We start from the raw sequence: 24,779 nt of genomic DNA, 5'->3' as shown, positions 1-24,779 counted from the left end.
AAATGAAAGGTGGAAAATTAAAAATTGAAAAGAATACTTCTGTAGTAAAATCCTTTATTACAGCTACCTTACTTTTCTGTTTCGGAGGACCCTTTTTATTCTCACAGGTCAAAGCCGAAATCGATACCGCTTCGATCAAAATTGGAGAACAGATAAAATATACCATATCCGTAGAGGCTGACTCATTAGACTTGGTTGACTTCCCCGAGGACCAAACATTTTCTCCATTAGAGATGGTTGAAGCTTTGAAAATAGACACCGTTCCCAAAGATGGTAGACTTTTGCTTCAGCGTATGTATGCACTCACTCAATTTGACAGCGGAGCATTTATTATTCCACCTCAACGTATCGCAATAAATGAGAAACCTTATCTCACAGATTCGTTTCGTATAAAAGTGGCCGATGTAGTTGTTGATACGACCAAACAAAAAATGTTCGATATAAAGCCGTTACTAAATGTTGATAGAAGTAGGGCGAAATTATGGTGGACAATTTTTTGGGTTATTCTGGGCTTGGCGATAATTGGTGGATTGGTCTACTGGTTCTTTTTGAGGAAAAAACCGTTGACCGAAGAAGAAAAAATTGCCATGCTACCGCCTTTTGATAGGGCAATGGCGCAATTGAAGGACCTTGAAAACTCTAGATACCTTTTACAGGACGAGCACAAAAAATACTATTCTGAACTGACCAACATTGTGCGCTCTTATTTGGAAGAAGAAGTGCATGTTTCTGCTTTGGAAAGTACCACTGACCAATTAATCGACCGCTTGGAACTTTTGAAGGATTCTGGCTCACTTGATTTGCAAGACGAAACCATAAAACAATTCAAAAGAATTTTACAAACGGCTGATTTGGTAAAATTTGCCAAGTCAAAACCATCAAATTTGGTTGCAGAACAAGATCGAACGGCAGTTGAAAATATTGTAGTTCTAACAAAAGAGGCCATTCCCGAACCTACGGAAGAGGAGTTAATGTTGAACGAGGAATATCTTCAGGAGCAAGCAAAAAAGAAGCAACGGAAAAAAATCTACATTGCCGCAGCTGTTCTCGCATTTTTATTGGTAGGAGGTACCGTTTTTAGTCTAACTGTATACGGTTTTAAGAAAGTTAAAGATTCTGTTTTTGGATATCCTACAAAAGAACTATTGGAAAAAGAATGGGTAGCCAGCACCTATGGTTTTCCTCCAGTAGAAATAGAGACTCCAGAGGTTATGCTCAGAACTGAAGTTGAATTTCCAGAGGCGATACGAGATTCCATACAAGATAACAACACCTTTGTTCATGGTAGTCCGCTCGGCCTTTTCTCAACAACAGTTAGCTCCACCACCTACAAAAACCCACAAACGGAACCACAATTTGAGGCTTCTTTGGGAGCCATGCTCGCGTCATGGGAAGCTGCTGGGATTCGAAACATAATTACCAAACAAGAAGAATTTAGTTCAAAGTCCGGTGTAAAAGGTCTTAAGGTTTTTGGTTCTGGTCAATTAAAAACCCCAGACTCCAATTCTTCAAGAAAAATCGCTTATACAGTTCTTCTTTTTGGTGGACAAGGGTTTATTCAGCAAATCGTAATAACCTGGGAAGATGGCGACACCTATGCAGAACAAATTGTTGAACGGGTATTGGCTTCTGTCGATGTAAAAACTACTGCCTAATGTTGGATAATGTTGAATTTGCTAATCCTCAATTTTTTTGGCTGTTGTCATTACTGCCATTGGCATTGCTTTGGTACTTTTTTAAACGTAATGAGCAGGTTGCATCAGTAAAACTTTCGACAACAAAAGCATTTAAAGAATCAAATTTCCTGGCTCGGTTAAAGCCCCTGTTATTCGTTCTAAGGTTGTTGGCATTGGCCTCTATAATTACTGCTCTGGCAAGACCGCAAACAAAAGACGTTTCGTCTAGGACCAAAACCACCAAGGGTATAGATATTGTAATGGCCATTGATGTATCTTCAAGTATGCTGGCCAGAGATTTGAAACCAAATCGGCTTGCTGCTCTAAAAGAAGTAGCATCTGATTTTATCAAACAACGACAAAGTGATCGAATAGGTCTAGTTGCATATGCCGGTGAGAGCTATACCAAAACCCCTATTACAAGCGACAAATCGATAGTTCTAGGAGCACTCCGTGAAATTACCTACGGACAACTTGAAGATGGAACCGCCATAGGAATGGGTTTGGCAACTTCTGTCAATCGACTTAAAGAAAGTAAAGCCATAAGCAAGGTCATCATTTTATTGACCGACGGCGTTAACAACTCAGGATTTATTGAACCCCAAACAGCTGCGGACCTGGCTGTTGAATATGGTATTAAAACGTATACCATTGGTCTAGGAACAAATGGTAACGCGTTGACTCCGGTAGCCTATCGCAGAGATGGTTCCTTTCAATACGGTATGCGCCAAGTTGAAATTGATGAAGAATTGTTGATTGACATTGCCAAGGCCACAGGTGGTAAGTATTTCAGGGCTACGGATAACGAGAAATTGGAAGAGATTTACGATGAAATCAACAAGTTAGAAAAAACAGAAATAGAGGAATTTAAGTATACCCGATTCGAGGAGAAATTTCGCCCCTGGGTCTTCTTGGCCGGGATTTTGCTTTTAATGGAATGGGCTTTAAAAGCAACACTATTCAAAAGTTTTGTGTAAATGGTGCAGTTTGATGAAAAATTATATTTCTATTTACTAGGTATTATACCTGTAATCATATTGCTATTTCTACTCCTGCAAGTTTGGAAAAGGGCAAAGCAGCGTGAGTTTGCCAATTCTGAAATGTTAAAAAGATTGGCTCCCAATAAATCAAGCTTTAAAAGCTGGCTAAAATTGGTGTTTTTTCTTGCAGGCTTGGGTTTTCTAACGTTGGCCCTCGTTAATCCAAAAATCGGAACAAAGCTCGAAACAGTCAAAAGGGAAGGGGTTGACATTGTATTTGCTGTAGATGTTTCAAAAAGTATGTTGGCAGAGGACATTGCTCCCAACCGATTGGAAAAGGCAAAACGTTTGGTGTCTGAAATCATCAACCAACTAGCGAGTGATAGAATCGGTATAATTGCTTACGCTGGCCAAGCATTTCCACAATTGCCGATAACTACTGATTACGGTGCGGCTAAGATGTTTCTTCAGAGTATGAATACCGAAATGCTCTCAAGTCAAGGTACTGCAATCGATGCGGCAATTGATTTAGCAACTACATATTTTGATGACCAGGATCAAACAAATAGGGTTCTATTTATAGTTTCAGATGGTGAAGATCATTCTGAGGGTTCAACTTTGACATCGGTTGAAAGGGCGTTGGACAACGGCATTAAAATATTCACTATCGGAGTCGGTAAAAGTAAAGGTGCCCCAATACCAATTAAAAGAAATGGAGTGGTCCAAAGTCTTAAAAAAAATAGTGAGGGTGAGGTTGTTATCTCTAAACTTAACGAACAAGTTTTGGTTGATATAGCTGATTTAGGTGAAGGAAAATATATTAATGGTTCCAATACGGATGATGCGGTAGATTTTATCAAGGAGGAGCTGAACCAGATGGATAAAAAAGAGTTTGAAGCCAAGCAATTTGCCGAATATAAAGACCAATTTCAATGGTTTCTGGGCATAGGGCTTTTATTTCTATTTTTAGATATTTTCTTGTTGGACCGAAAAACAAGATGGTTGAAAAAATTGAATCTTTTTAATGAACATGATAATGAATAGGCTAAAGGTTTTACTAACAATCGTAATGGCTTTTTCGTTTGGAATAAACTTTTCACAAGAGGACGAAAAAGAAGCCATCCGCAAAGCGGAAAAGAGCTTGCAAGAGTCAAAGAACTACACCTACCAAGCAAACGAACAACTTAATCAAAACGATTTCGTAAATGCTGAAGGGGAATATCGTAAAGCAATTTCAAAAAGTAAAGAAAACGTGGCAGCACCTTATAACTTAGGTAGGGCCTACTACAATCGTGAAAGTTATACGGAAGCCTTTGGGCGATTCAAAAATGCAGGGGAGAAAGCAACCGAAAAGCCAGACAAGCATAAAGCATTTCATAATCTGGGCAATGTTTTTATGAAGAATAAGGAATACGGTAAAGCCGTAGAGGCCTATAAAGAAGCGTTAAGGGCAAATCCTAATGATGATGAAACGCGGTATAATTTAGCCCTTGCAAAGAAAAAGCAAGAAGAAGACCAAAAAAATAACAAGGACGACCAAAACCAAGACCAACAAAACGAAGACAACAAAAACGACCAGAACCAGAACCAAGACGATAACAAAGACCAGGGCGAGAACGAAAAGAAAGATGAAGGTGATCAGAAGGATCAGCAAGGCGATGAAGGAGATAAAGGAAACGAAAAGCCTGAAGAAAATAAAGAAGGAGAAGGAGATAAGAAAAAAGAAGAGGAGCAAAAACCAAAACAACAAGGAGACGAAAAAGAAAAAGAGAAGAATCCTCGACCCAATCAGTTAAGTAAGCAGCAAATTCAAAACTTGCTTGAAGCAATGCAAAATGAGGAAAAAAAGGTTCAAGAAAAACTTAATGCCCAGAAGGTAAAAGGCAAAAAAATTAAAAACGAAAAGGATTGGTAATGTCCAGATTGCAATTGAAACATATCGCAATATTACTTTTTTCCATCTTGCCTTTGGTGTCATCGGCACAAGAGGAGGAAATAAACTTTGAAACCAATCTTAGTAAGACGAAACTGGGCATTAATGAGAGGCTAAAGGTTGAATTTAAAGTCAATAAAAATGGTGATAATTTCACTGCCCCGAACTTTAATGGTTTTGAAGTTATAATGGGTCCTTCACTATCTCAAAGTAGTGTTTGGATTAATGGAAAACGCACCTATTCATTGGCGTATTCCTATATCTTAAAACCGATTTCCAAAGGAGAAAAAACTATAGGTCAAGCTACAATAGAAATTGATGGAAATACCTATAAATCCGTTACCAAAAAAGTAACCATTACTGATGCTGTTGATAATCCTAATGCTCCCAAAACAGCGGACGATATTGCAGATGAAAACCTTCACTTGGTTGCTGAAGTTTCGAAGGGCAGCCCTTATTTAAACGAAGCTGTAACTGTTGTTTACAAACTATATGTTAGTCCAGATATCAGGGTTAATAATTTTAGGGCACTGGACAACCCCAAGTACAATAACTTTTGGAGCCAAGATATACCTGTAAAACGTTATGATGCCCAAAACGCTACCTATCAAGGCAAACAGTATCGTAGTGTAATCCTTAAAAGAGTGGTATTATATCCTCAAAAATCCGGTAATCTAACCATAGAACCTCTAGGTATTGAACTTTTCGTTGATGTTCCGACAAATAGGCGTGACTTTTTTGGTGGTAGAATATACCGCCCTGCGAACAAAACTGTTTCGGCCGGTAGTAGAACATTACGAGTAAAACCTTTACCTGAAACAGGAAAACCTGCAGATTTCAGCGGGGCGGTTGGAGACTTTGATTTTAACGTAACCACAAGTAAAACCAATCTTAACGCCTCTGAATCCTTACAAGCCACAGTCGAAGTTTCTGGAAAAGGTAATTTAAAGTTATTTCAACTTCCTGAACCTGATTTGCCTAGCGCTTTGGAAGTTTACGAACCTGAATTTGAAGAAAAAGTCAGGACAACCGTTTCAGGAATGGACGGAAAAGTGACCAATAATTACACCATTGTACCCTCCTATAGAGGAAAATACCCTATTCCATCAATATCCTTTAGTTATTTCAATCCGAAAACGGAGCAATATGAAACCTTAAATTCTAATGAAATAACCATAAATGTTATGGAGGGACCCGAGGATACTTCCATTTCATTAAATCCCGCTGGCAACCCGACGAAAATCATAATTCCTACCGGAAAACAATTTCATTTTATTAAAACAAATACAAATTTCGCAAGTATCAAAATGGAGCCCTTCTACGGTTCCAATAAATTTTACACCTTGTTTTTTGGACCTCTTTTGCTCATTCCTATTGTCATTCTGGCTCGTCGTAGAAAGGAAAAAAATGAACTAAACGTCGAAGGCACCAAGTTGAAAAAAGTTAACCGATTGGCCAGAAAATACCTTTCAACGGCAAAAAAAGCACTCGGTGATGAAGTGAAATTTTATGTAGCACTTGAAAAGGGGCTTCATAATTATTTAAAGGCCAAATTGAAAATCGAAACCTCAGAATTCAGTAAAGAGAAAATAACTGAAATTTTACGGGAACGTGCGGCAGATGAGGAAACCGTAGAAGGTTTTATAGGATTGCTTAAAAATTGCGAAATGGCAAGGTATAGTCCTTTTTCTGAGGTACAAATGAACTCCGATTTTGAGCAAGCAAGTCAAGTAATTTCTCGATTGGACAAACAGCTATGATAAAACGATTAATCTTTATTGCGGTTTTATTTGTTACAACTATCGGGGTCTCACAAAATGATGCCTACTTCGCAAAGGCCACCGAATTATACAACAAGGGTGAGTTTGAGAATGCCTTGAACTACTACGATCGTATTCTAGATAATGGTAAGCACTCTGCAGAGCTCTATTTTAATATGGGTAATGCCCATTATAAGCTGGAAAACATCGGACCGAGTATTTTCTACTATGAAAAAGCACTGCTTTTAAAACCAAATGACCCAGAAATTTTAAACAATCTAGGATATGCCCAAAACATGCGTTTAGATGCAATTGAAGAGTTGCCAAAAACCGCAATGGGCAAATTATATGAAAGCATCATTAAGCTGTTTAATTTTAATCAATGGAGTTATTTGGCAGTTTTGTTCATGATACTTTTTGTTTTAGCCTATATCGCTTATTATTTGCTAAATCTGGCTTTTAGAAAACGTTTGTTCTTTGTTTCTGGTTTGCTATTTCTTGGCCTAGCATGCGCCAGTTTTTTCTTAGCCTACCTTTCTTACCAAGACTTCAAATCTAATAATCCAGCAATTGTTTTTGCTCGGGAAATTGTAGTGTCTTCAGAGCCAAACGATAGAAGTGAACGGGTTTTTACTTTACACGAAGGAACTAAGGTCAATATACTCGAAGACCTTGAGAATTGGTTAAAAATTGAGATTGCAGACGGACAAATTGGGTGGACCCCGTCGGAAAATCTTAAATTATTAAGGGATTTTTAGAAATAACTTAACTAAAACCAAAAGCATTACTATTACATTTGATTTTACCAACCTGATTTTTCTTTTAGTAAATTGAGGAATCTTTAATACTTAATCCATGTTTAAACATTTAAATAAAGATATTCCGGCAAGTATTGTGGTCTTTTTTGTGGCCATCCCCCTTTGTCTTGGAATCGCCCTAGCCAGTGGTGCCCCCTTATTCTCTGGACTTATCGCAGGTATAATAGGCGGCATTATTGTAGGTTCAATTAGTGGATCGCAAATCGGAGTAAGTGGTCCAGCGGCAGGTCTAGCCGTAATTGTATTGGCAGCTATCAATACCCTTGGCTATGAAGCTTTTTTGGTCGCAGTAGTATTAGGAGGTGTAATTCAAATAATTTTCGGACTACTCAAAGCTGGTATCATAGGATACTACTTTCCTTCTTCTGTAATTAAGGGCATGCTTACCGGAATTGGTATAATCATAATTTTAAAAGAGATACCTTATTTCTTCGGATATGATAAGAATCCAGAAGGTGATTTCTCCTTCCTTCAGATCGATGGAGAAAATACCTTTTCTGAAATTTTTAATACCATTAGTGGTATCATCAGTGGTAACTTTCACAAAAGTGCTACTATAATAGCACTTATTGCAATGGGTATTCTTATTCTTTGGAATAACGTACTCTCTAAAAAAGGAAAGTTCTTTCAATTGGTACAAGGACCATTGGTAGCCGTTGTTGTGGGTATTATTTATTATGTGGTGACCAAAGATTCTTCAATGATATTGGAAAGTGAGCACTTGGTTGCTGTTCCTGTTCCTGATAGTTTTGATGCTTTTTTAGGGCAATTCAACTTTCCTGATTTTAGCGTAATTGGCAATCCCAAAGTTTGGATAACAGGATTTACCATTGCTTTGGTAGCAAGCTTGGAAACACTCCTTTGTGTTGAAGCAACCGATAAATTAGACCCTGAAAAAAGAGTTACTCCTACCAATCGTGAGTTGTTGGCTCAAGGTACGGGAAACATGTTATCAGGTTTCATCGGAGGATTACCAATTACCCAAGTTATTGTTAGAAGTTCGGCTAATATTCAATCAGGTGGTAAAACTAAAATGTCTGCTATAATCCATGGCTTTTTCCTTTTGATTTCCGTCATTCTCATTCCCCGCTTATTGAACATGATTCCGCTATCAGTTCTTGCGGCAATTTTATTTATTGTTGGTTACAAGTTAGCTAAACCATCACTATTTAAAACCATGTGGAATTTAGGTTGGAAGCAGTTTGTACCTTTTATAGTTACAATATTGGGTATTGTATTTATCGACCTGCTTTGGGGTATAGCACTTGGCTTGGCTGTGGGTATCGCTGTTATCTTGCTAAAAAGTTATCAAAATTCCCATTTTCTACATATTGAAGAAAGCCACGAGGGCAAAAAGGATGTTGTCAAAATGACATTGGCTGAAGAAGTTACCTTCTTTAACAAAGGTGCAATCTTGAAGGAATTGGATAGTCTTCCTGAAGATTCTTACCTTGAACTTGATGTTAGAAAAACCCGTTATTTAGATAACGATATCATAGAAATTTTAGAAGACTTCTCAACAAAAGCCAAAAACCGGAACATCAATATTAAATTGATTTCCGAACGTGGTATTGTTGAAAATCCTGACAGTTATATCGCCTTTTTTAAATTAGAAAAACCGAAATCCGCATAATTATGATGACCCAAACTAAAGAATCTCAAGCTGCTCTAGGGCCTGACGGAGCGATAGCTCTTTTAAAAGATGGCAATGTCCGTTTTGTTTCGAAAAAAATGGAAAATCGTGACCTCATCAAACAAGTTGAGCAAACTGCAACAGGACAATACCCCTTTGCAACGGTTCTAAGCTGTATTGATTCGAGAGTATCGGCAGAATTGGTTTTTGATCAGGGCGTGGGAGATATTTTCAGTGCACGAGTAGCTGGAAATATTGTCAATGCAGACCTTTTAGGAAGTATGGAGTTTGCTTGTAAGCTGGCAGGAACCAAAGTAATCGTAGTATTGGGTCATACCGCCTGCGGAGCAGTTAAAGGTGCTTGTGATGATGCGAGACTCGGTAATCTTACACTTCTTCTTAGTAGAATTCGGGGTGCTGTTGATGCAGTTCAAGAACCTACAGACCCGGCTGAACGAACATCAAAAAATGCAACATTCGTAAATGCGGTTGCTGAAAAAAATGTTCTTATGACCATTGAAAATATACGCAATCAAAGTCCTGTTTTAAAGGATATGGAAGATGCTAGAGAAATAAAAATTGTAGGGGCCATGTATGACATTGCAGATGGTAAGGTGCATTGGATGTAAATTATCATTAGTAAGCGAAAAGGCCAATGTTAATAAGCATTGGCCTTTTTTCATGAATGAAGGTTGCCATTTGCCCATTTACTTAGGTTTTCAGGTTCAATTCGCTAAATTTGTCGGCTCAAAAGGAAAAAGCAATGCTGGATACGCTTAAAGAACATTTAGCGGAGGTAGAAAAATATACCTCAAATTCATTGGATGAAATTGAAGCCTTCAGAATCAAATATTTAGGCAAAAAAGGCCTTTTGAATGAATTTTTTGCAGAATTCAAAAACGTACCCAACGAACAAAAAAAAGAATTTGGCCAGGTTATCAATCAGTTAAAGAGTCTCGCCAATGAAAAAGTCAATACATTAAAGGCTTCACTTTCTGAAAATACCGATAACCAAGGTAAATATGGTGATCTTACTAGGCCAGGTGAACCTATTGAAATTGGAGCCAGACACCCAATATCAATAGTAAAAAATAAGATCATCGATATTTTTTCACGTATTGGGTTCAATGTTTCTGAAGGACCTGAAATCGAAGATGATTGGCATAATTTTACGGCTTTGAATTTACCTGAATATCACCCCGCTCGTGACATGCAGGATACCTTCTTTATCCAAACCGATCCCGATATATTGCTACGTACCCATACTTCATCAGTTCAGGTACGTTATATGGAAGAAAACAAACCTCCCATTCGTACAATCTCGCCTGGTAGGGTGTACAGAAACGAAGCAATTTCAGCACGTTCACATTGCTTTTTTCATCAAGTCGAGGGCCTCTATGTAGACAAAGACGTCTCTTTTGCAGACTTAAAACAGACCTTGCAATATTTCACTACTGAAATGTTTGGCAAATCAAAAATTAGGCTCCGACCTTCTTATTTTCCATTTACGGAACCAAGTGCTGAGGTCGATGTCTATTGGGGATTAGAAACTGAAACCGATTACCGTATGACCAAGGGTACAGGTTGGCTCGAAATCATGGGATGCGGTATGGTTGACCCCAATGTTTTGGAAAATTGCGGAATTGACTCCAAAACCTATTCTGGTTTTGCCTTTGGTATGGGTATTGATCGCATCGCTCTTTTGCAATACCAGATTCCTGATATTCGATTATTGAGTGAGAACGACGTTCGCTTTTTAGAACAATTTAAATCCGCATTTTAAGCAACTCTTTTTGTTTAAGATTATAAACTTCGTTTTTTACGGGCCCTATTTTTTTAAATCAATATTTTAAGTGCTTGATTTTTATGATATTACCATAGGAATTTTAGACGTATGCCAATAACTTGGGGTATCGCTAATTCTAAAAATTCCAACTCATGAATCCAACCAACATAAACCGTCGAAACTGGCTCAAAACATCAGCATTGACGGCCGGGGGTCTAATGGCTGCTCCTTATCTAGGCTTTTCAAAAAACACAACGCTACCTTTACAATTAGATGCCGAAGGCAATGCTGTTTATAGCCCATTCTTTAAGGAATATTTACCTGACGATTTAAGGGAGTTTCCTGTTTTGGAAGCAAAATTGAATGCCAATGAAAACCCCTATGGGCCTTCACCAATGGGCCTTGAAGCCCTAAAGAAATCGGCTGCTGGGGGCAATCGATATGCGTGGAAAGAGTTGTTTCAACTCGTTGATAAGATTGCCGATTTTGAAGGGGTCACTTCCAAAAATATCATGATGGGCCCAGGTTCTTCAGATCTTTTGGAAAAAACAGCCATGGTACTCTTCATGAACGGAGGTAATGTGGTTTCTGCGGATCCAGCATATATGTCTTTGATTCGGGTTGCGGAGGCAGCAGGTGGAACTTGGAAACCTGTTCCGTTGAAAGATGATTGGTCACATGATTTAGATGCCATGGAAGCCGCCATTGACGAGGATACCAAACTGGTCTACATCTGTAACCCCAATAACCCAACAGGTACCATAACCGATAGCAAGAAACTCTTGGATTTCTGTTCACGTGTATCAGAGAAAGTACCGGTATTTGTTGATGAAGCTTACCTATGGTTCTTGGAAGAAGGGGCCAAACACAGTATGGTTTCATTAATCAACGAGGGCAAAGATGTCATTATCGCACGAACATTTTCAAAAATTCATGGGATGGCTGGTCTACGGGTTGGTTATGCTGTAGCCCAAGAAGCAACTCTAGATAAACTACAAAAAATCACTAGGGCCGGTATGGGTATAAGCTACCCTTCGGTTTTTGCTGCAATAGCGGCTATGGATGATGAAGAATTTTTGGATTCATCGAGAACGCTCAATGCTGAAGCGAGAACGTACACTTTTGAAAGTCTGAAGGCCATGGGGTTTGAACCAGTACCATCGTACACCAGTTTTATGATTTTCCCCATCGAAATGGATGGAAAAGCTTTTCTAAGCCAAATGACCGAATTGAAGGTTGGTGTTAGGGCTTTTGAGTTTTTAGGAAAAAAGTGGTGCAGGGTGAGTATGGGTACTCTAGATGAGATGAAACTATTTACAGCTGCTATTTCAAAAGTATTGGTTTAGTACAATGGAAGTAGGATTCGAGAAAACCCTTGTCTTCTTGATTTTTATTCTTCTCGGTATCGTTTTGAAGACAAAATTCAAATCGAAACAAGAGGTTAATGGTATCAAGAAAATCATTCTAAACCTTGCGCTTCCAGCTACCATTTTTATCGCGCTTTTGGGAATCAAAATTGAAGCAAGTCTATTACTGTTGCCTTTGATGGCATTGGTTTTCAACCTGCTTCTTTTTGCGATTTCACCTTTTTTGCTCCCAATTGTAGGTGTAAAGAAAAACACCCCTGCTTACCGAACCGCAGGACTTTTGATTCCCTCATTAGCGCCAGGGCTTTCATGTTTTCCGTTTGTATTGGAGTTTTTAGGGAAAGACTATTTGGCAAAGGCTGCTATGGCCGATTTGGGCAACAAGGTATTTGTGCTCATTGTGCTTTACATGGTGGCAATGCATTGGTTCTATGCCCGAAATCAAGAAAGTCGGACGGGCGGTAAAGCTAAGCTTATGTCATTATTAAAAACATTAGTGACCGAACCTGTAAACTTATTTATTGGAGCAGCACTTATACTCCTGGTTTTCGGGTTCAATATGGAATCTTTGCCGTTTGTCATCAGTGATTCATTGGCCAAATTAAGCCTTATGATGACACCTTTGGTGCTTTTATTTATTGGTTTGGCCGTAAAAATAAAGCGGCAACAATTCGCACAAATTCTTTCGTTGTTGTTATTACGAGCTGGGTTGGTTTTTTTGATTTCAGCAGTTTTCGTTCTTGTTTCCGGGATATCAGTTCAAAGTGAAATACTATTGATGATTTCGTTCGGTTTGAGTGCCTGCAGCTTTTGGCCTTTTGCCCATTTGTCATTGGTTGATGGATTGGAAGTAGAAAAGAAATCCAAGACTTTTGACAGCAACTATGCGGTTGCTATTTTGGCACTATCATTTCCGCTTTCAACGGTATTGATTTTAGGTGTATTGAATAGTGGTGCCGCATTTGGCTCGCCGTTCAATATATTTATCACCGGTGTACTACTCAGCGCTCTTGGAGCTGTGTTTCCATTGGTAAAAGTACTTTCAAAAAAGGCTTCAAAACTGCGTCTTACCAGCACAAAAATGGAAACAGCGGCTACAGAAAGGGCATAACACACTTGTTTTCATACTGTCAGGTTGTTTTTTGTTAACTTCCGAAAGAGTTAACCAACCCTACCCATGCTTAAATTCTTTCGGCGAATTCGTCTAACGCTCCTTTCTGAACACAAAACAGGGCAATACCTTAAGTACGCCATTGGCGAAATAGTTCTTGTGGTTATTGGTATTCTCATTGCTCTTGCCATTAATAACGCGTATAACAAAAACAAAGAACGAGAAGACGTTCGGCTGTATTATTTAAAGATTGTTGATGAATTAGAAGCCAATATGTCCTACTTTCAGTATCAAGTTGATAGCCGAAACGACTTTAAAAGACAAGGTATTAACGCACTGAAAATATTGGCCGAAAAAAATAAAGATTCCCTGCCCAGTCTATTGAGAAATATAGGAGCCTTAAAAACGATAAACAGTCTATCCCCCTCTTTTCCCACCATTGAAGAATTTCTTTCACAAAACTTATCTTCCAAAATAGCCAATGACTCAATTAAAGCACAGTTTTTGAAATTTTCAGAAATGTACAAGTTCATTGGCTTGGTTGACAAGTACACTATAGATCAATACCAAATAAGTATTGAACCGTATTTGACCAAAAACTTTAACTATTCAGATATTTCGTATGAAGGTTTTTATGAAATCGCATTACCAGGGGGGCCATTAAGTAAAACCGAAACTATTTGGACCGATCTTCAACTATGGAACTTGATTAGTAACAAACTTGAAACTTGGAAGTATGAAGAAGAGGCACTGAATTGGGGCATTGAAGTCTTAGAAAAGTTAAAATCATTGATTGAAGAAGAATTGACCCATGATTAAATTCTTTAGACCTATACGTCACTTTTATCAATAAGATTAGACTTTTAACAGTTATAGGTGTCTTGATTCCCTTTTTTCGAGATTCTTACCCCAGTATTTGCAATTAAAGCAATCGCCAACCAATAGGTTGATAGAATCACAACTCCTGATAGCGCAAATGGGGCTTTAAACTTATTCACGGCAATCATACTATCAGAGAACATAAAGAGTACTACACCCATCGCAATCAAAGCATAGGCAATCGTATTATTCTTCAAATACAGCGATATTCCCTGCCAGGCCATAAATAAAATGACCAAAACATAAGCCGCTACCGGGTATTTAAGAGGTCCTAAATCTGGGTATAACCATGTATAAAGGGCAATCCCGATAATCAATAAAACAATAAGGGCTATTCCGTTATTTTGATACCCACCCAATTTTATGAATCCTCGGGCAAAAAGTAGGTGCCCTATAAGAAAGGAGCCCAATCCAAAAACAAAATAGTCCTCGTCTAGTAAAAGTATGTCTCCCAAAAGGCAAAAACAAAGGGCCCAAATCAGTGTTCTTTTATAATCTCTTTCAAGTTCTTTGATCATTAGTGGCAAAAGAATTACCAACATGGTTGTCAAGGGCTTAAAAAGGTAGTAGAATGAATTGCCTGTAACATCCAAAAGAATTGCAATGACAGCGAATACAAAAATAAGTAGGTTTAAAATGTTCCTTTGTTTTTGTTTATCCATGAAAGACTATGTAATCTTTTTTTGTAAATCGATGAAAAGCTTCAACTGCAATTAATGGCATAAGAATTCTTTTCAATCTTCCCATTGACCAAACGGCACTTTGCTCAATTGAGAATTGTAATACCTAACTTGACCCGTTACCTCAGCACCCAACCATTTCGGCTTATTGAACTGTTCGTCTTCATGTTCAAGTTCAATTTCGGCTAACACCAATCCTTCATTTTCTCCTTTGAATTCGTCAACCTCAAAATGATGATGGCCTACCGGCACTACAAAACGAATTTTATCTAGAATAATAGGTTCGCATAGTTTTATTAAATCACTAGCTTCAGTAACAGAAATCTCTTTTTCCCATTCAAATCGTGTCGTACCAGAATCATTGCCTATACCCTTAACAGTTAAATACCCTTGATCTCCTTTAATCCGAATTCTGACCGTTCGTTCAGGGTCTGTGTTCAAAAAGCCTTGAATGATTCTTATCTCAGAAATGGCCTCACTTCTATAGGCCTTTGAAGCAACCAAAAACTTCCGCTCTATTTCTAGGTTTCCCATCAATTTAAATTTACTCTAATTTTGAATATGGATTTTGATTTTCCACTTAGAAAAATCATTCATGTTGATATGGATGCCTTCTACGCTTCTGTCGAACAGCATGATAATCCAGACCTAAAAGGAAAACCGATAGCTGTTGGTGGAAGCTCAAAACGAGGGGTAGTTTCAGCCGCAAGTTATGAGGCTCGTAAATTCGGCGTTCGGAGTGCGATGAGCGGTGTTATGGCACGCAAAAATTGCCCGTACCTCATTTTTGTAAAGCCCCGTTATGATCGCTACAAAGAAATCTCACATCAAGTAAGAAAGGTCTTTTTCGAGTACACCGATTTGGTAGAACCATTGTCCCTAGATGAGGCATATCTAGACGTGACCGAGAACAAAAAAGGAAATCCGTCTGCCACCCTTATTGCACAAGAAATACGAAATAAAATATTGGAAGTAACTGGCCTAACGGCATCCGCAGGTATTTCAATCAATAAATTCATCGCAAAAGTTGCCAGTGATTATAATAAGCCCAACGGTCAAAAAACGGTTAATCCAGAAGAGGTTATTGAATTTCTTGAACAATTGGATATTCGAAAGTTCTATGGTGTCGGTAAGGTTACTGCAGAAAAAATGTACCAACTTGGCATTTTTACTGGCAAGGATTTAAAAACCAAGTCACTGGAATATCTAGATGAAAATTTTGGTAAGAGTGGAAAATACTATTATAAGGTTGTTCGCGGAATTCATTTGAGCGAAGTAAAACCCGAACGAATACCTAAATCTGTTGGAGCAGAGAGAACATTCAGTGAAAATCTAAGCAGTGAGATTTTTATGCTTGAAAAGCTAGAAAACATTGCTGACGAATTGGAACGCAGGTTGAAGAAATCAAAAATTGCAGGAAAGACAATTACCCTTAAAATCAAATACAGCGATTTTACATTACAAACTAGAAGCAAAACCCTACCTTTTTATATTTCTGACAAGGCCTTAATTATAGAAACCGCCAAGGAGTTACTTTTTCAATCCCCAATGCAGAACTCAGTTCGATTACTTGGTATTTCATTGGCAAATTTGAACACAGAGAAAAAAGAAAATACAGCACAAGAGGAAATTGATTCTGTATCCGTTCAGTTAAAGTTTGATTTCTAACGAACTACCCTATTCTAGGAAATTAACTTAACTTGAAAACTTCCCGCAAATTTCATTCAGATGAAGAATAGAGATAAAAAAAGTACTACTCGTAGGCATTTTATTAAAAAGACATCACTCGCTACTGCTGCTATGGGTACGGCACCCTTAGTTTTTTCTGGTCAACCTAATGAAAAAATAGTCTTATCGAAGCAATATCGTAATCAAACTTTTTCGAGCAACGACCATATCAATCTTGGATTGATAGGTTCCGGAATTCAGGGGATATACGATACAAGGGCAGCACTTTCCGTAGGGGGCGTAAAACTTGTTGCAGCCTGTGACCTTTACACCGGCAGACTAGATCGGGCCAAAGAGCTATGGGGAGATCATATTTTTACTACTAGAGATTATAGAAAATTACTGGAGCGAAAAGATATTGATGCTGTAATTGTGGCCACACCTGACCACTGGCATAAAAAAATTACCGTTGATGCATTAAAAGCAGGCAAACATGTGTACTGTGAAAAACCAATGGTACAGAAGTGGGAAGAAGGTCAAGAAATAATTACAACGCAGAAAAACTCTGGGAAGATTTGTCAAATAGGAAGTCAGGCCATGGCCTCCTTAACCAATGAAAAGGCAAAACAGTTGTATCAGCAAGGCGCTATAGGAGACCTTGTAATGCTAGATTTTTTCAATGACCGTTATTCTTCTGAAGGTGCTTGGCAATACCCTATCCCGCCAGATGAAAATCCAGAAACCGTTGATTTTGACACTTTTTTGGGCAATTCCCCAAAAGTGGCTTACGACCCAATAAGATTTTTTCGCTGGAGAAACTATAAGGATTATGGTACTGGAGTTGCCGGGGATCTCTTTGTCCATGCTTTTTCTTCTTTACACTACATACTTGATTCTATGGGCCCAACAAAAGCCCTGGCCACCGGTGGGCTACGGTATTGGAAAGATGGTAGGGATGTTCCGGATGTAAGTATTACGCTGTATGACTTTCCACAAGCGAAAAGCCATGCTGCCTTTAATGCTGTGTTTCGAGTAAATTTTATTTCAGGCTCAGGAGGTGGATCTGGTTTTAAATTAATTGGTACTGAAGGTGAAATGGAAATAGGCTGGAATTCGGTTACCGTTAAACGTTCAAAGCTAAATATGGTTCCTGGTGATTATTCTATGGTTGCGTATACCGAAGCCACTCAAGAAAAAATACGAATGGGTTATGCAACAACTAATGAAATCAACCGAAAATCTGCATTAGCCACCGGAACCACAACTTGGGAAACTCCAAGGAATTATAAAGGTTCTCACCATGATCATTTCTATAATTTCTTTTCTGCGATAAGAGAAAATGGAAAAGTTCTACAAGACCCAACTTTTGGACTTAGAGCAGCTGGTGCAGCACTTTTGGCAAACGAAAGCTATTATAAAAAACAGCCTGTTCGCTGGGACCCAACTACAATGCAAATGGTCTAGTTTTTTGAAATAATTTCCAGTGAAATAAAGAAAATTTGAAATTTCCATACATTTAAAGGTGGCAAAAGCGAACCTTAAGCAGCATATTATTGATACAGCGAGTAAACTATTTTACTCTCATGGTTACAATAAAACGGGTATTAACGAAGTCATTGCCAAATCAGATATAGCTAAAGCTACCTTATATCATCATTTTAAATCTAAGGAAGAACTGGGGCTTGCTTACTTAAAGCAACGCCACGATTTCTTTTTAAAAGGACTGGAAGACTTTACTAAAAACGCCAACTCTCCCAAAGCCAAACTCACAGCTATTTTTGATCTTCTTAGGGAACTATACAGGGATGATGACTTTCAAGGTTGTTGGGGACAACGAATGTTGGGAGAAATCTCTAAGACCGATAAGATTCTGTTTGAAGCAGTTCGTCAACAAAAAAATGAGGTATTATCCTTTTTGGATAAAACCGTTGAAGAAAACTCCATCCAACTTTCAAGGGCGCAAATAGAAAAAATTGCACAAAGCATCTATTTACTCTATGAATCTGCTATAACCGAGAGCTATTTACACGGTAGCGATTGGCCTATTTACATGGCAAAAAACTTGGCACTTGATGGGGTTTTGAAAGAAATTTGACTAAAAAACTGTTTAACTTCTGATGGGGTTTTTTTAGTGAATTACACTTATTTTTCAACAAAAGTGTTAATCATTCCTTCTTTTTGCTTGAAAACCAATGCTTTTCCTATCCTTGTAGGGAAATAAACAAAAATGATTGATAAGAACCTTCCACGATTTCCGCTAATTTCAGCTGATTTCTACACAACAAGATATCAAGGCTTAAACGAAGAGCTTAAGGAGTCAACAAAATTAAAATCCTTGGCTAAATCCCTTGATTGGGACTTTGATTTGGAAAGAATTGAAGAAGAGTTTTTAAATCAAAATAAGGTAATATTAGTTACCAATCCTCAATTGCATATTGTACATGCAACAAGTAATATTTTCCAAATGAATGGGTATAAGGCCTCTGAAATCATTGGCCAATCACCCAAAATCTTTCAAGGAGAAAAGACGAGCAAAAGTATTCGAAGTAGAATAGCTAAAGCAATTAAAAGCAACAAGGGCTTTGATGAAACCCTCATCAACTACAAAAAAGACCAGTCACTTTATAAATGCTGGATTACTGGCTTTCCTGTGAAAAACAAGAAAGGTGAAGTAGTCAATTTTATCGCTTTTGAGAAGGCAGTAGCTTAACAAAATACTTCCTAAATCTCGGTTACCCTCAACGTATTAACCATACCTTTTGCTTTAATCGGCATAGCAGCAAGGCTAACAACCATGTCTCCCTTCTCTACAAAGCCTTTTTCAAAAGCTATTTTATTTACGTCTTGTACTGTCTCATCCGTTGAAACATACTTATCATAATAAAATGCCTTTACGCCCCAAAGTAAATTGAGTTGACCTAGGATATTTCTGTTTGAGGTATAAACCAAAATATGGGCGCTTGGCCTCCATGCTGAGATTTGGAATGCAGTATAACCACTATTTGTCAACGTAGAAATAGCCTTAGCTTGAATTTCATTTGCCATTAATGCAGCATGGTAACAAACTGATTTTGTGATGTACCTTTTCGTTCTAATATGTGGTGGGTTTTGAGGCACTGTAATCAACTCAGAATTTTCCACACTTTTAAGGATACTGGTCATTTTTTCAATTACCTCTACAGGATAGTTACCGACCGATGTTTCACCAGATAGCATAACTGCATCCGCTCCATCCATAACTGAATTGGCTACATCATTAACCTCTGCCCTAGTTGGAGTAAGACTAGTAATCATTGTTTCCATCATTTGTGTAGCAATAATTACAGGAATCCTAGCTTTTTTAGCTCTAAGTACGAGTCTCTTTTGAATCAAAGGAACTTCTTGTGCAGGAACCTCAACCCCCAAATCTCCTCGAGCCACCATCAAACCGTCACAATAAGAAACAATTTTATCAATATTGTCCACTGCTTCTGGTTTCTCAATCTTTGCAATGATTGGAATCTTGTGTTCGCAATGTTCCTTAATAAGATTTTGTAAATCGATTAGGTCTTGGCTAAATCGAACAAAAGACAAGGCAATCCAATCAACTTGTTGACCAACTGCGAAAATGGCATCCTTAATATCTTTCTCGGTAAGTGCCGGAAGAGAGATATTGGTGTTTGGAAGATTTACCCCTTTTTTGGATTTTAAGGGCCCTCCCTGTACCACTTTGGCCTTGACCTCATTTTCACCATTAGTTTCAAGGACCTCAAAAATAAGCTTACCATCGTCCAGTAAAATACGTTCCCCTGCTTTTACATCTTTCGGAAAACTTGCATAGTTCATATAAACCCGCTCTGCAGAGCCTTCAAATGGTTCTCCTGTGGCAAATATGATTTCATCACCTGGTGAAACTACTACTTCACCACCCATAACACCTACACGTAATTTAGGACCTTGGAGATCAGCTAAAATTGCAGTATAAATGTCAAGCTCCTCATTCAGTTCGCGAATCATTTTTATACGCTCAGCAACATCATCGTAACTAGCATGGGAGAAATTTATCCTGAAGACATTTACCCCGGCGAGAATCATAGCTCTAAGCACTTCCCTTTTACTGGTGGCGGGGCCCAAAGTGGCAACAATCTTGGTTTTTTTTCTAGTTGGCATTCTTAAAGAATTAAATTTTGTTTTGATTTTAGCGTATCGACATCAACCAAATAAGCCAATGCGATTCCTTCAATTAATTTTATTTGTCGCAGCACATTACTTTCAATTTTAGGAAAATCAGTATCTATTCTAAAAAAGTAATCGCATTCCTTTTTTTCATCCAACAGATAATAAGATTTTATCGTAGACGCATTGGAAAAGAGTCCTACGGATTCCAAAGTTTCTTCCTCAGTCGATTGATTTCCATAGACGTAGTACGAACTATCCGTTTTTTCGTCATACCACTCATAAACGGGGAAGTTACCTCGACCAATCTTAAAATCATTTTCTAAACGGGAAAGCCTTAATTCCATTGTGCTATTCAAATAGTACACAAGGGTATATGCGGGCATTGATGAATGAAGGGCAATCAGCCCAAAAGATTCATCGTAAAGCTCTGACGAAATCTTGTATGTGGTAGCCATAAAATTAAAGCGAATTGTAAATATAACTTGAAATGCTACAAATGAACCGTTTTTTACTTCAGATTTGTAACAATGACTTCTCGAAAACGATTGAGTTTACCGTTTCTTAACTAGATGTTAGTTTCGATTTTATCTTGAAGCGCGAAATACGCCCTTTTTGAGGCCTTTTCTTCAGCCTTCTTTTTTGATGTTGCCCTTGCCTTTGCAATTATTCTGTTACCTATCGATAGTTTGACGGCGAAATGTTTTTGTTCTTCATTGCCACTATCTTCATAAACGTTGTAATTAAATTGCTTTTTTTGTTTTTGGCACCATTCTATAACCAAACTTTTGTAGCTGATGACCTTACCTTCTAACTGCTCAATGTCAACATAGGGGTCTATAACCCGTTCATTTATGAATTTTTCACAAAAATTATACCCTTTGTCCAAGTAAATTGCACCGACTAAAGCTTCAAATACATTGCCATGAATATTTTCACCAAAATGGGATTTTGGTATCCTACTCTCCACAAATTCGAGTAGCCCCATATCCTTTCCTAATTCGTTAAGGTGCTTTCGGCTAACGATTTTCGAACGCATTTTCGTTAGGTATCCTTCATCACCCCCTGGCACCTCGTTGTACAAATGCTTCGAAATTATTGTGCCTAGCATTGAATCTCCCAAAAACTCCAGTCTTTCATAGTTAAGTGGGTTTCCACTTTTATCTTTTTGGTTTAAGGAGCGGTGTAAAAAGGCCTTTTTATAAAGTGCAATGTTTTTGGGCTTAAACCCTAGAATAGATTTGAGGCTATAAAAAAAATCCCCATCCGATTTCGGATGGGAATTAAATATTTTTGGCCCAAACTTCATGCTACGAATTAGCTAACTTTTTTAAACAATACGCAAGCATTATGACCTCCGAAACCAAAGGTGTTGCTCATGGCAACGTTTACCTCTCTGGCTTCAGCCTTGTTCAACGTTAAATTGAGTTTTGGGTCAATATTTTCATCAACCACGCTATGGTTGATTGTCGGTGGAACCAAATTATGCTGCATGGCCATTATCGATGCAATTGCTTCAATAGCTCCCGCTGCACCCAATAAATGACCCGTCATAGATTTGGTCGAATTGATATTAATTTTTGGCGCATGTTCTCCAAATACTTGACTTATCGCTTTTAACTCGGCGACATCCCCAAGAGGAGTTGAGGTACCATGGGTGTTGATTGCATCAACATCCTCAGGTTTAAGTCCTGCATTTTCCAAACAATTTTCCATTACCTTAACCACTCCAATTCCATCAGGATGAGGTGCCGTCATATGATAAGCATCACTTGATAATCCTCCACCCAATACTTCTGCATAAATTTTCGCCCCACGTGCTTTTGCATGCTCGTACTCTTCAAGAATTAGTGCTCCAGCACCTTCACCAAGAACAAAGCCATCACGTGTGGCATCAAAAGGTCTTGAAGCGCTTTCTGGACTATCATTTCTGGTCGACAGGGCGTGCATGGAATTAAATCCACCCATCCCCGCGATAGTTACTGCAGCCTCACTCCCGCCAGTTACCACAACATTACAATGTCCCAAACGTATGTAGTTCAAGGCATCAATTAATGCATTTGCTGATGATGCACAAGCTGAAACGGTTGTATAATTTGGCCCCATAAATCCATGTTTAATGGAAATATTACCTGGCGCAATATCAGCAATCATCTTTGGTATAAAGAAGGGATTAAAACGAGGCGTTCCATCCCCACCAGCAAAGTTCATTACTTCATCTTGAAATGTTTGAAGGCCGCCTATTCCAGCGCCCCAAACGACTCCAACTTTAAATTTGTCGATTTTTTCCAAATCAAGACCTGCATCTGCAATGGCTTCATCTGAAGAAACCAGTGCATATTGTGCAAAACGGTCTAGTTTGCGCGCTTCCTTTCGATCAAAATAATTCTGTGGATCGTAGTCTTTTAGCTCGCAAGCAAACTTGGTTTTAAACTTCTCAGTATCAAAATAGGTAATTGGAGCAGCCCCACTCTTCCCATTTTTTAAACCTTCCCAATAGGTCTCTAATGTGTTTCCTATAGGGGTAAGCGCTCCAAGTCCGGTAACAACAACGCGTTTTAGTTGCATAAACAGTGTTTTAACCTTAAGGCTTAATTTAAAAAAATTATCCATGTGATAGGGTTACCACATGGATAATAATAATTTTCAGCAAGTAGTCATTGATTACTTGGCCTCTTCTATATAGCTAATAGCCTGACCCACTGTGGCGATGTTCTCTGCCTGGTCGTCAGGTATTTGAATATCAAATTCTTTTTCAAATTCCATAATCAGCTCAACAGTGTCCAAAGAATCCGCCCCTAAATCGTTGGTGAAGCTTGCTTCAGGTACGACTTCGTTCTCATCAACACCCAATTTATCAACGATAATGGCTTTTACTCTTGATGCAATGTCTGACATAGTTCTAGTAGTTTAAAATTTTAATGTGCGCAAAAATAAAAAACTTTGGTTTAAATACACCATTTGTCGATAAAATGTCCTGTAAATTACCTATTTACGGTACTTGCAGCTAACTTTGCGTTTTTAGAGTACAAAAAAATTTATGTCGAAAATTGTAATATTCGCATCTGGATCTGGTTCAAATGCCGAGAATATACATCACTACTTCAAGAAAATCGATAATATCGAAATTGCTTGTATTCTTACAAATAAAGAGGATGCAGGTGTCATAGAACGCTGTAAAAGACTTAAAATTCCATTGTTTTACTTTAATCAGGCTGCATATTCTGATGGTTCAGTACTGAAATTATTGCAAACAATTGATCCTACCTTAATTGTTTTAGCCGGTTTTCTAAGAAAAATTCCCGTTGAATTTATTTCAGCATTTCCAAGCCAGATTGTCAATATTCATCCTGCACTTTTACCGAAATATGGTGGCAAGGGTATGTACGGAATGAATGTGCATAATGCTGTTAAACTAAATGGAGACTCCTCAACTGGGATTACCATTCATTATGTAAATGGTGAATATGATGAAGGTGCTATAATTCATCAAGCTCAGGTTGATTTAAATGGAACGGAAACTCCAGAAGAAATAGCTCAAAAAGTTCACGGTCTGGAATACGAACATTTTCCTAGAGTCATTGAAAAAATTCTTTTGGAAAATGGCTAAAAAAAAATTCTATGTAGTATGGAAAGGAAAAAGACCAGGCATCTATGAGTCTTGGGATGATTGCCAAGCTCAAATTAAAGGGGTTAAGGGAGCGCAGTATAAATCCTTTTCAGAATTCGCAGATGCCAAAAAAGCGTTCAATGGCAACTATGAAAATTATAAAGGAAAGAAAAAGGGAAGCGAAGAACTTTCCCCTGCTGAAAAATTGAAATACGGCGAACCCAATTTTCATTCAATTTCTGTGGACGCTGCTTCAAGTGGAAACCCAGGGAAAATGGAATATCAAGGGGTGGATACTAAAACCAAAAAAGTGTTGTTCAAACAAGGACCTTTTAAAGAAGGTACCAATAATATTGGAGAATTTCTTGCCATTGTACATGGTCTGGCTTTCCTAAAAGAACGTAAAAGTGACCGAATTATTTATACAGATTCACGAACAGCGATGAGTTGGGTTCGGAAGAAAAAGTGCAATACCAAACTCTCTAAAAATGAGAAAAATAAATCGCTCTTTGAATTGATTGAACGCGCGGAAAAATGGCTCAAAACCAATCGTTTCAATACCGTTATCGTGAAATGGGAAACCAAGGCATGGGGTGAAATACCTGCAGATTTTGGTAGAAAATAAGCTACTTTACTAGTTCAAAAATCTTCGAACTTCCATTCCCCAGAGAACATACATATTAGCAGTCCAAATAATCCTTAAATAAAAGTATCTTTGCAGCA

At 38.2% G+C, this 24,779-nt stretch carries 25 protein-coding genes; 18 read left to right on the top strand and 7 right to left on the bottom strand.

Annotated features, from left to right (window positions below; all coding sequences use genetic code 11):
* Positions 1-2 precede the first annotated feature (2 nt).
* From HCU67_RS05535 to HCU67_RS05480, 12 genes are all read left to right on the top strand, one after another.
* Positions 3-1,655, top strand: coding sequence for a hypothetical protein (locus HCU67_RS05535; protein ID WP_210423633.1), 1,653 nt, complete (start codon positions 3-5; stop codon positions 1,653-1,655).
* Positions 1,655-2,653 carry a vWA domain-containing protein gene (locus tag HCU67_RS05530; protein ID WP_168551572.1) on the top strand — a complete coding sequence of 333 codons (999 nt, stop codon included), beginning with the start codon at positions 1,655-1,657 and terminating at the stop codon, positions 2,651-2,653. Before HCU67_RS05535 ends, HCU67_RS05530 begins: the two co-directional genes overlap by 1 nt.
* On the top strand, positions 2,654-3,700 hold the full coding sequence (locus HCU67_RS05525; protein WP_168551571.1) for a VWA domain-containing protein: 1,047 nt from the start codon (positions 2,654-2,656) through the stop codon (positions 3,698-3,700). It begins immediately after the preceding gene.
* Complete coding sequence (locus HCU67_RS05520; RefSeq protein WP_168551570.1) at positions 3,693-4,571, top strand: tetratricopeptide repeat protein; 879 nt, start codon at positions 3,693-3,695, stop codon at positions 4,569-4,571. The genes HCU67_RS05525 and HCU67_RS05520 overlap by 8 nt, the downstream gene beginning before the upstream one ends.
* Positions 4,571-6,349 carry a BatD family protein gene (locus HCU67_RS05515; protein ID WP_168551569.1) on the top strand — a complete coding sequence of 593 codons (1,779 nt, stop codon included), beginning with the start codon at positions 4,571-4,573 and terminating at the stop codon, positions 6,347-6,349. The genes HCU67_RS05520 and HCU67_RS05515 overlap by 1 nt, the downstream gene beginning before the upstream one ends.
* Positions 6,346-7,107 (top strand): tetratricopeptide repeat protein, encoded by a 762-nt coding sequence (locus tag HCU67_RS05510; RefSeq protein ID WP_210423632.1) that lies wholly within the window; start codon positions 6,346-6,348, stop codon positions 7,105-7,107. Before HCU67_RS05515 ends, HCU67_RS05510 begins: the two co-directional genes overlap by 4 nt.
* A 97-nt stretch (positions 7,108-7,204) precedes the next feature.
* Positions 7,205-8,800, top strand: a complete 1,596-nt coding sequence (locus HCU67_RS05505; RefSeq protein WP_168551568.1) for a SulP family inorganic anion transporter — start codon at positions 7,205-7,207, stop codon at positions 8,798-8,800.
* 2 nt (positions 8,801-8,802) lie between these two features.
* On the top strand, positions 8,803-9,429 hold the full coding sequence (locus HCU67_RS05500) for a carbonic anhydrase family protein (protein ID WP_168551567.1): 627 nt from the start codon (positions 8,803-8,805) through the stop codon (positions 9,427-9,429).
* Between the two features lie 134 nt (positions 9,430-9,563).
* Complete coding sequence (gene pheS / locus HCU67_RS05495) at positions 9,564-10,583, top strand: phenylalanine--tRNA ligase subunit alpha (RefSeq protein ID WP_168551566.1); 1,020 nt, start codon at positions 9,564-9,566, stop codon at positions 10,581-10,583.
* A gap of 155 nt (positions 10,584-10,738) precedes the next feature.
* Positions 10,739-11,932: a pyridoxal phosphate-dependent aminotransferase gene (locus HCU67_RS05490; protein WP_168551565.1), complete on the top strand. Its 1,194-nt coding sequence runs from the start codon at positions 10,739-10,741 to the stop codon at positions 11,930-11,932.
* 4 nt (positions 11,933-11,936) lie between these two features.
* Positions 11,937-13,064, top strand: coding sequence for an AEC family transporter (locus HCU67_RS05485; protein WP_168551564.1), 1,128 nt, complete (start codon positions 11,937-11,939; stop codon positions 13,062-13,064).
* Between the two features lie 66 nt (positions 13,065-13,130).
* Entirely contained in the window at positions 13,131-13,883 is a 753-nt protein-coding gene (locus HCU67_RS05480; protein ID WP_168550564.1) for a hypothetical protein, read from the top strand.
* 44 nt (positions 13,884-13,927) lie between these two features.
* Here HCU67_RS05480 and HCU67_RS05475 read toward each other — a convergent pair whose 3' ends face one another.
* Entirely contained in the window at positions 13,928-14,605 is a 678-nt protein-coding gene (locus tag HCU67_RS05475) for a lysoplasmalogenase (RefSeq protein WP_168551563.1), read from the bottom strand.
* Between the two features lie 72 nt (positions 14,606-14,677).
* Complete coding sequence (locus HCU67_RS05470) at positions 14,678-15,157, bottom strand: CYTH domain-containing protein (RefSeq protein WP_168551562.1); 480 nt, start codon at positions 15,155-15,157, stop codon at positions 14,678-14,680.
* Positions 15,158-15,184: 27 nt separating this feature from the next.
* Here HCU67_RS05470 and dinB point away from each other — a divergent pair, with 27 nt between their 5' ends.
* The 4 genes from dinB to HCU67_RS05450 all read left to right on the top strand — a co-directional run bounded on the left by dinB (position 15,185) and on the right by HCU67_RS05450 (position 19,001).
* The gene (dinB, locus tag HCU67_RS05465; protein ID WP_168551561.1) at positions 15,185-16,291 is read left to right on the top strand and encodes a DNA polymerase IV; all 1,107 of its coding nucleotides are present in this window, start codon (positions 15,185-15,187) and stop codon (positions 16,289-16,291) included.
* A 60-nt stretch (positions 16,292-16,351) separates the two neighbouring features.
* Positions 16,352-17,755: a Gfo/Idh/MocA family protein gene (locus HCU67_RS05460; RefSeq protein WP_168551560.1), complete on the top strand. Its 1,404-nt coding sequence runs from the start codon at positions 16,352-16,354 to the stop codon at positions 17,753-17,755.
* A gap of 58 nt (positions 17,756-17,813) precedes the next feature.
* Positions 17,814-18,386 (top strand): TetR family transcriptional regulator, encoded by a 573-nt coding sequence (locus tag HCU67_RS05455; RefSeq protein WP_168551559.1) that lies wholly within the window; start codon positions 17,814-17,816, stop codon positions 18,384-18,386.
* Positions 18,387-18,518: 132 nt separating this feature from the next.
* Positions 18,519-19,001: a PAS domain-containing protein gene (locus tag HCU67_RS05450; RefSeq protein WP_168551558.1), complete on the top strand. Its 483-nt coding sequence runs from the start codon at positions 18,519-18,521 to the stop codon at positions 18,999-19,001.
* Positions 19,002-19,012: 11 nt separating this feature from the next.
* On the opposite strand, the gene pyk is transcribed toward HCU67_RS05450, so the two are convergent.
* The 5 genes from pyk to HCU67_RS05425 all read right to left on the bottom strand — a co-directional run bounded on the left by pyk (position 19,013) and on the right by HCU67_RS05425 (position 23,344).
* A complete protein-coding gene (pyk, locus tag HCU67_RS05445) occupies positions 19,013-20,440 on the bottom strand; it encodes a pyruvate kinase (RefSeq protein WP_168551557.1) in 1,428 nt (475 codons plus the stop codon).
* Positions 20,441-20,442: 2 nt separating this feature from the next.
* Complete coding sequence (locus tag HCU67_RS05440; protein WP_168551556.1) at positions 20,443-20,904, bottom strand: IPExxxVDY family protein; 462 nt, start codon at positions 20,902-20,904, stop codon at positions 20,443-20,445.
* Between the two features lie 110 nt (positions 20,905-21,014).
* On the bottom strand, positions 21,015-21,755 hold the full coding sequence (rnc, locus tag HCU67_RS05435) for a ribonuclease III (protein ID WP_168551555.1): 741 nt from the start codon (positions 21,753-21,755) through the stop codon (positions 21,015-21,017).
* An 8-nt stretch (positions 21,756-21,763) separates the two neighbouring features.
* The gene (gene fabF, locus HCU67_RS05430; RefSeq protein WP_168551554.1) at positions 21,764-23,014 is read right to left on the bottom strand and encodes a beta-ketoacyl-ACP synthase II; all 1,251 of its coding nucleotides are present in this window, start codon (positions 23,012-23,014) and stop codon (positions 21,764-21,766) included.
* 96 nt (positions 23,015-23,110) lie between these two features.
* Complete coding sequence (locus HCU67_RS05425) at positions 23,111-23,344, bottom strand: acyl carrier protein (RefSeq protein WP_010519573.1); 234 nt, start codon at positions 23,342-23,344, stop codon at positions 23,111-23,113.
* A 142-nt stretch (positions 23,345-23,486) separates the two neighbouring features.
* Here HCU67_RS05425 and purN point away from each other — a divergent pair, with 142 nt between their 5' ends.
* Together purN and HCU67_RS05415 are read left to right on the top strand one after the other, a co-directional pair.
* Positions 23,487-24,056, top strand: a complete 570-nt coding sequence (gene purN / locus HCU67_RS05420; protein WP_168551553.1) for a phosphoribosylglycinamide formyltransferase — start codon at positions 23,487-23,489, stop codon at positions 24,054-24,056.
* Positions 24,049-24,681 (top strand): ribonuclease H1 domain-containing protein, encoded by a 633-nt coding sequence (locus HCU67_RS05415; protein ID WP_168551552.1) that lies wholly within the window; start codon positions 24,049-24,051, stop codon positions 24,679-24,681. The genes purN and HCU67_RS05415 overlap by 8 nt, the downstream gene beginning before the upstream one ends.
* Positions 24,682-24,779: the final 98 nt, after the last annotated feature.

Source organism: Croceivirga thetidis, assembly GCF_012272815.1.
Lineage (GTDB): Bacteria > Bacteroidota > Bacteroidia > Flavobacteriales > Flavobacteriaceae > Croceivirga > Croceivirga thetidis.
Note: the sequence above shows the minus strand (reverse complement) of the source record. Positions and strands in the feature narration are given on the sequence as shown.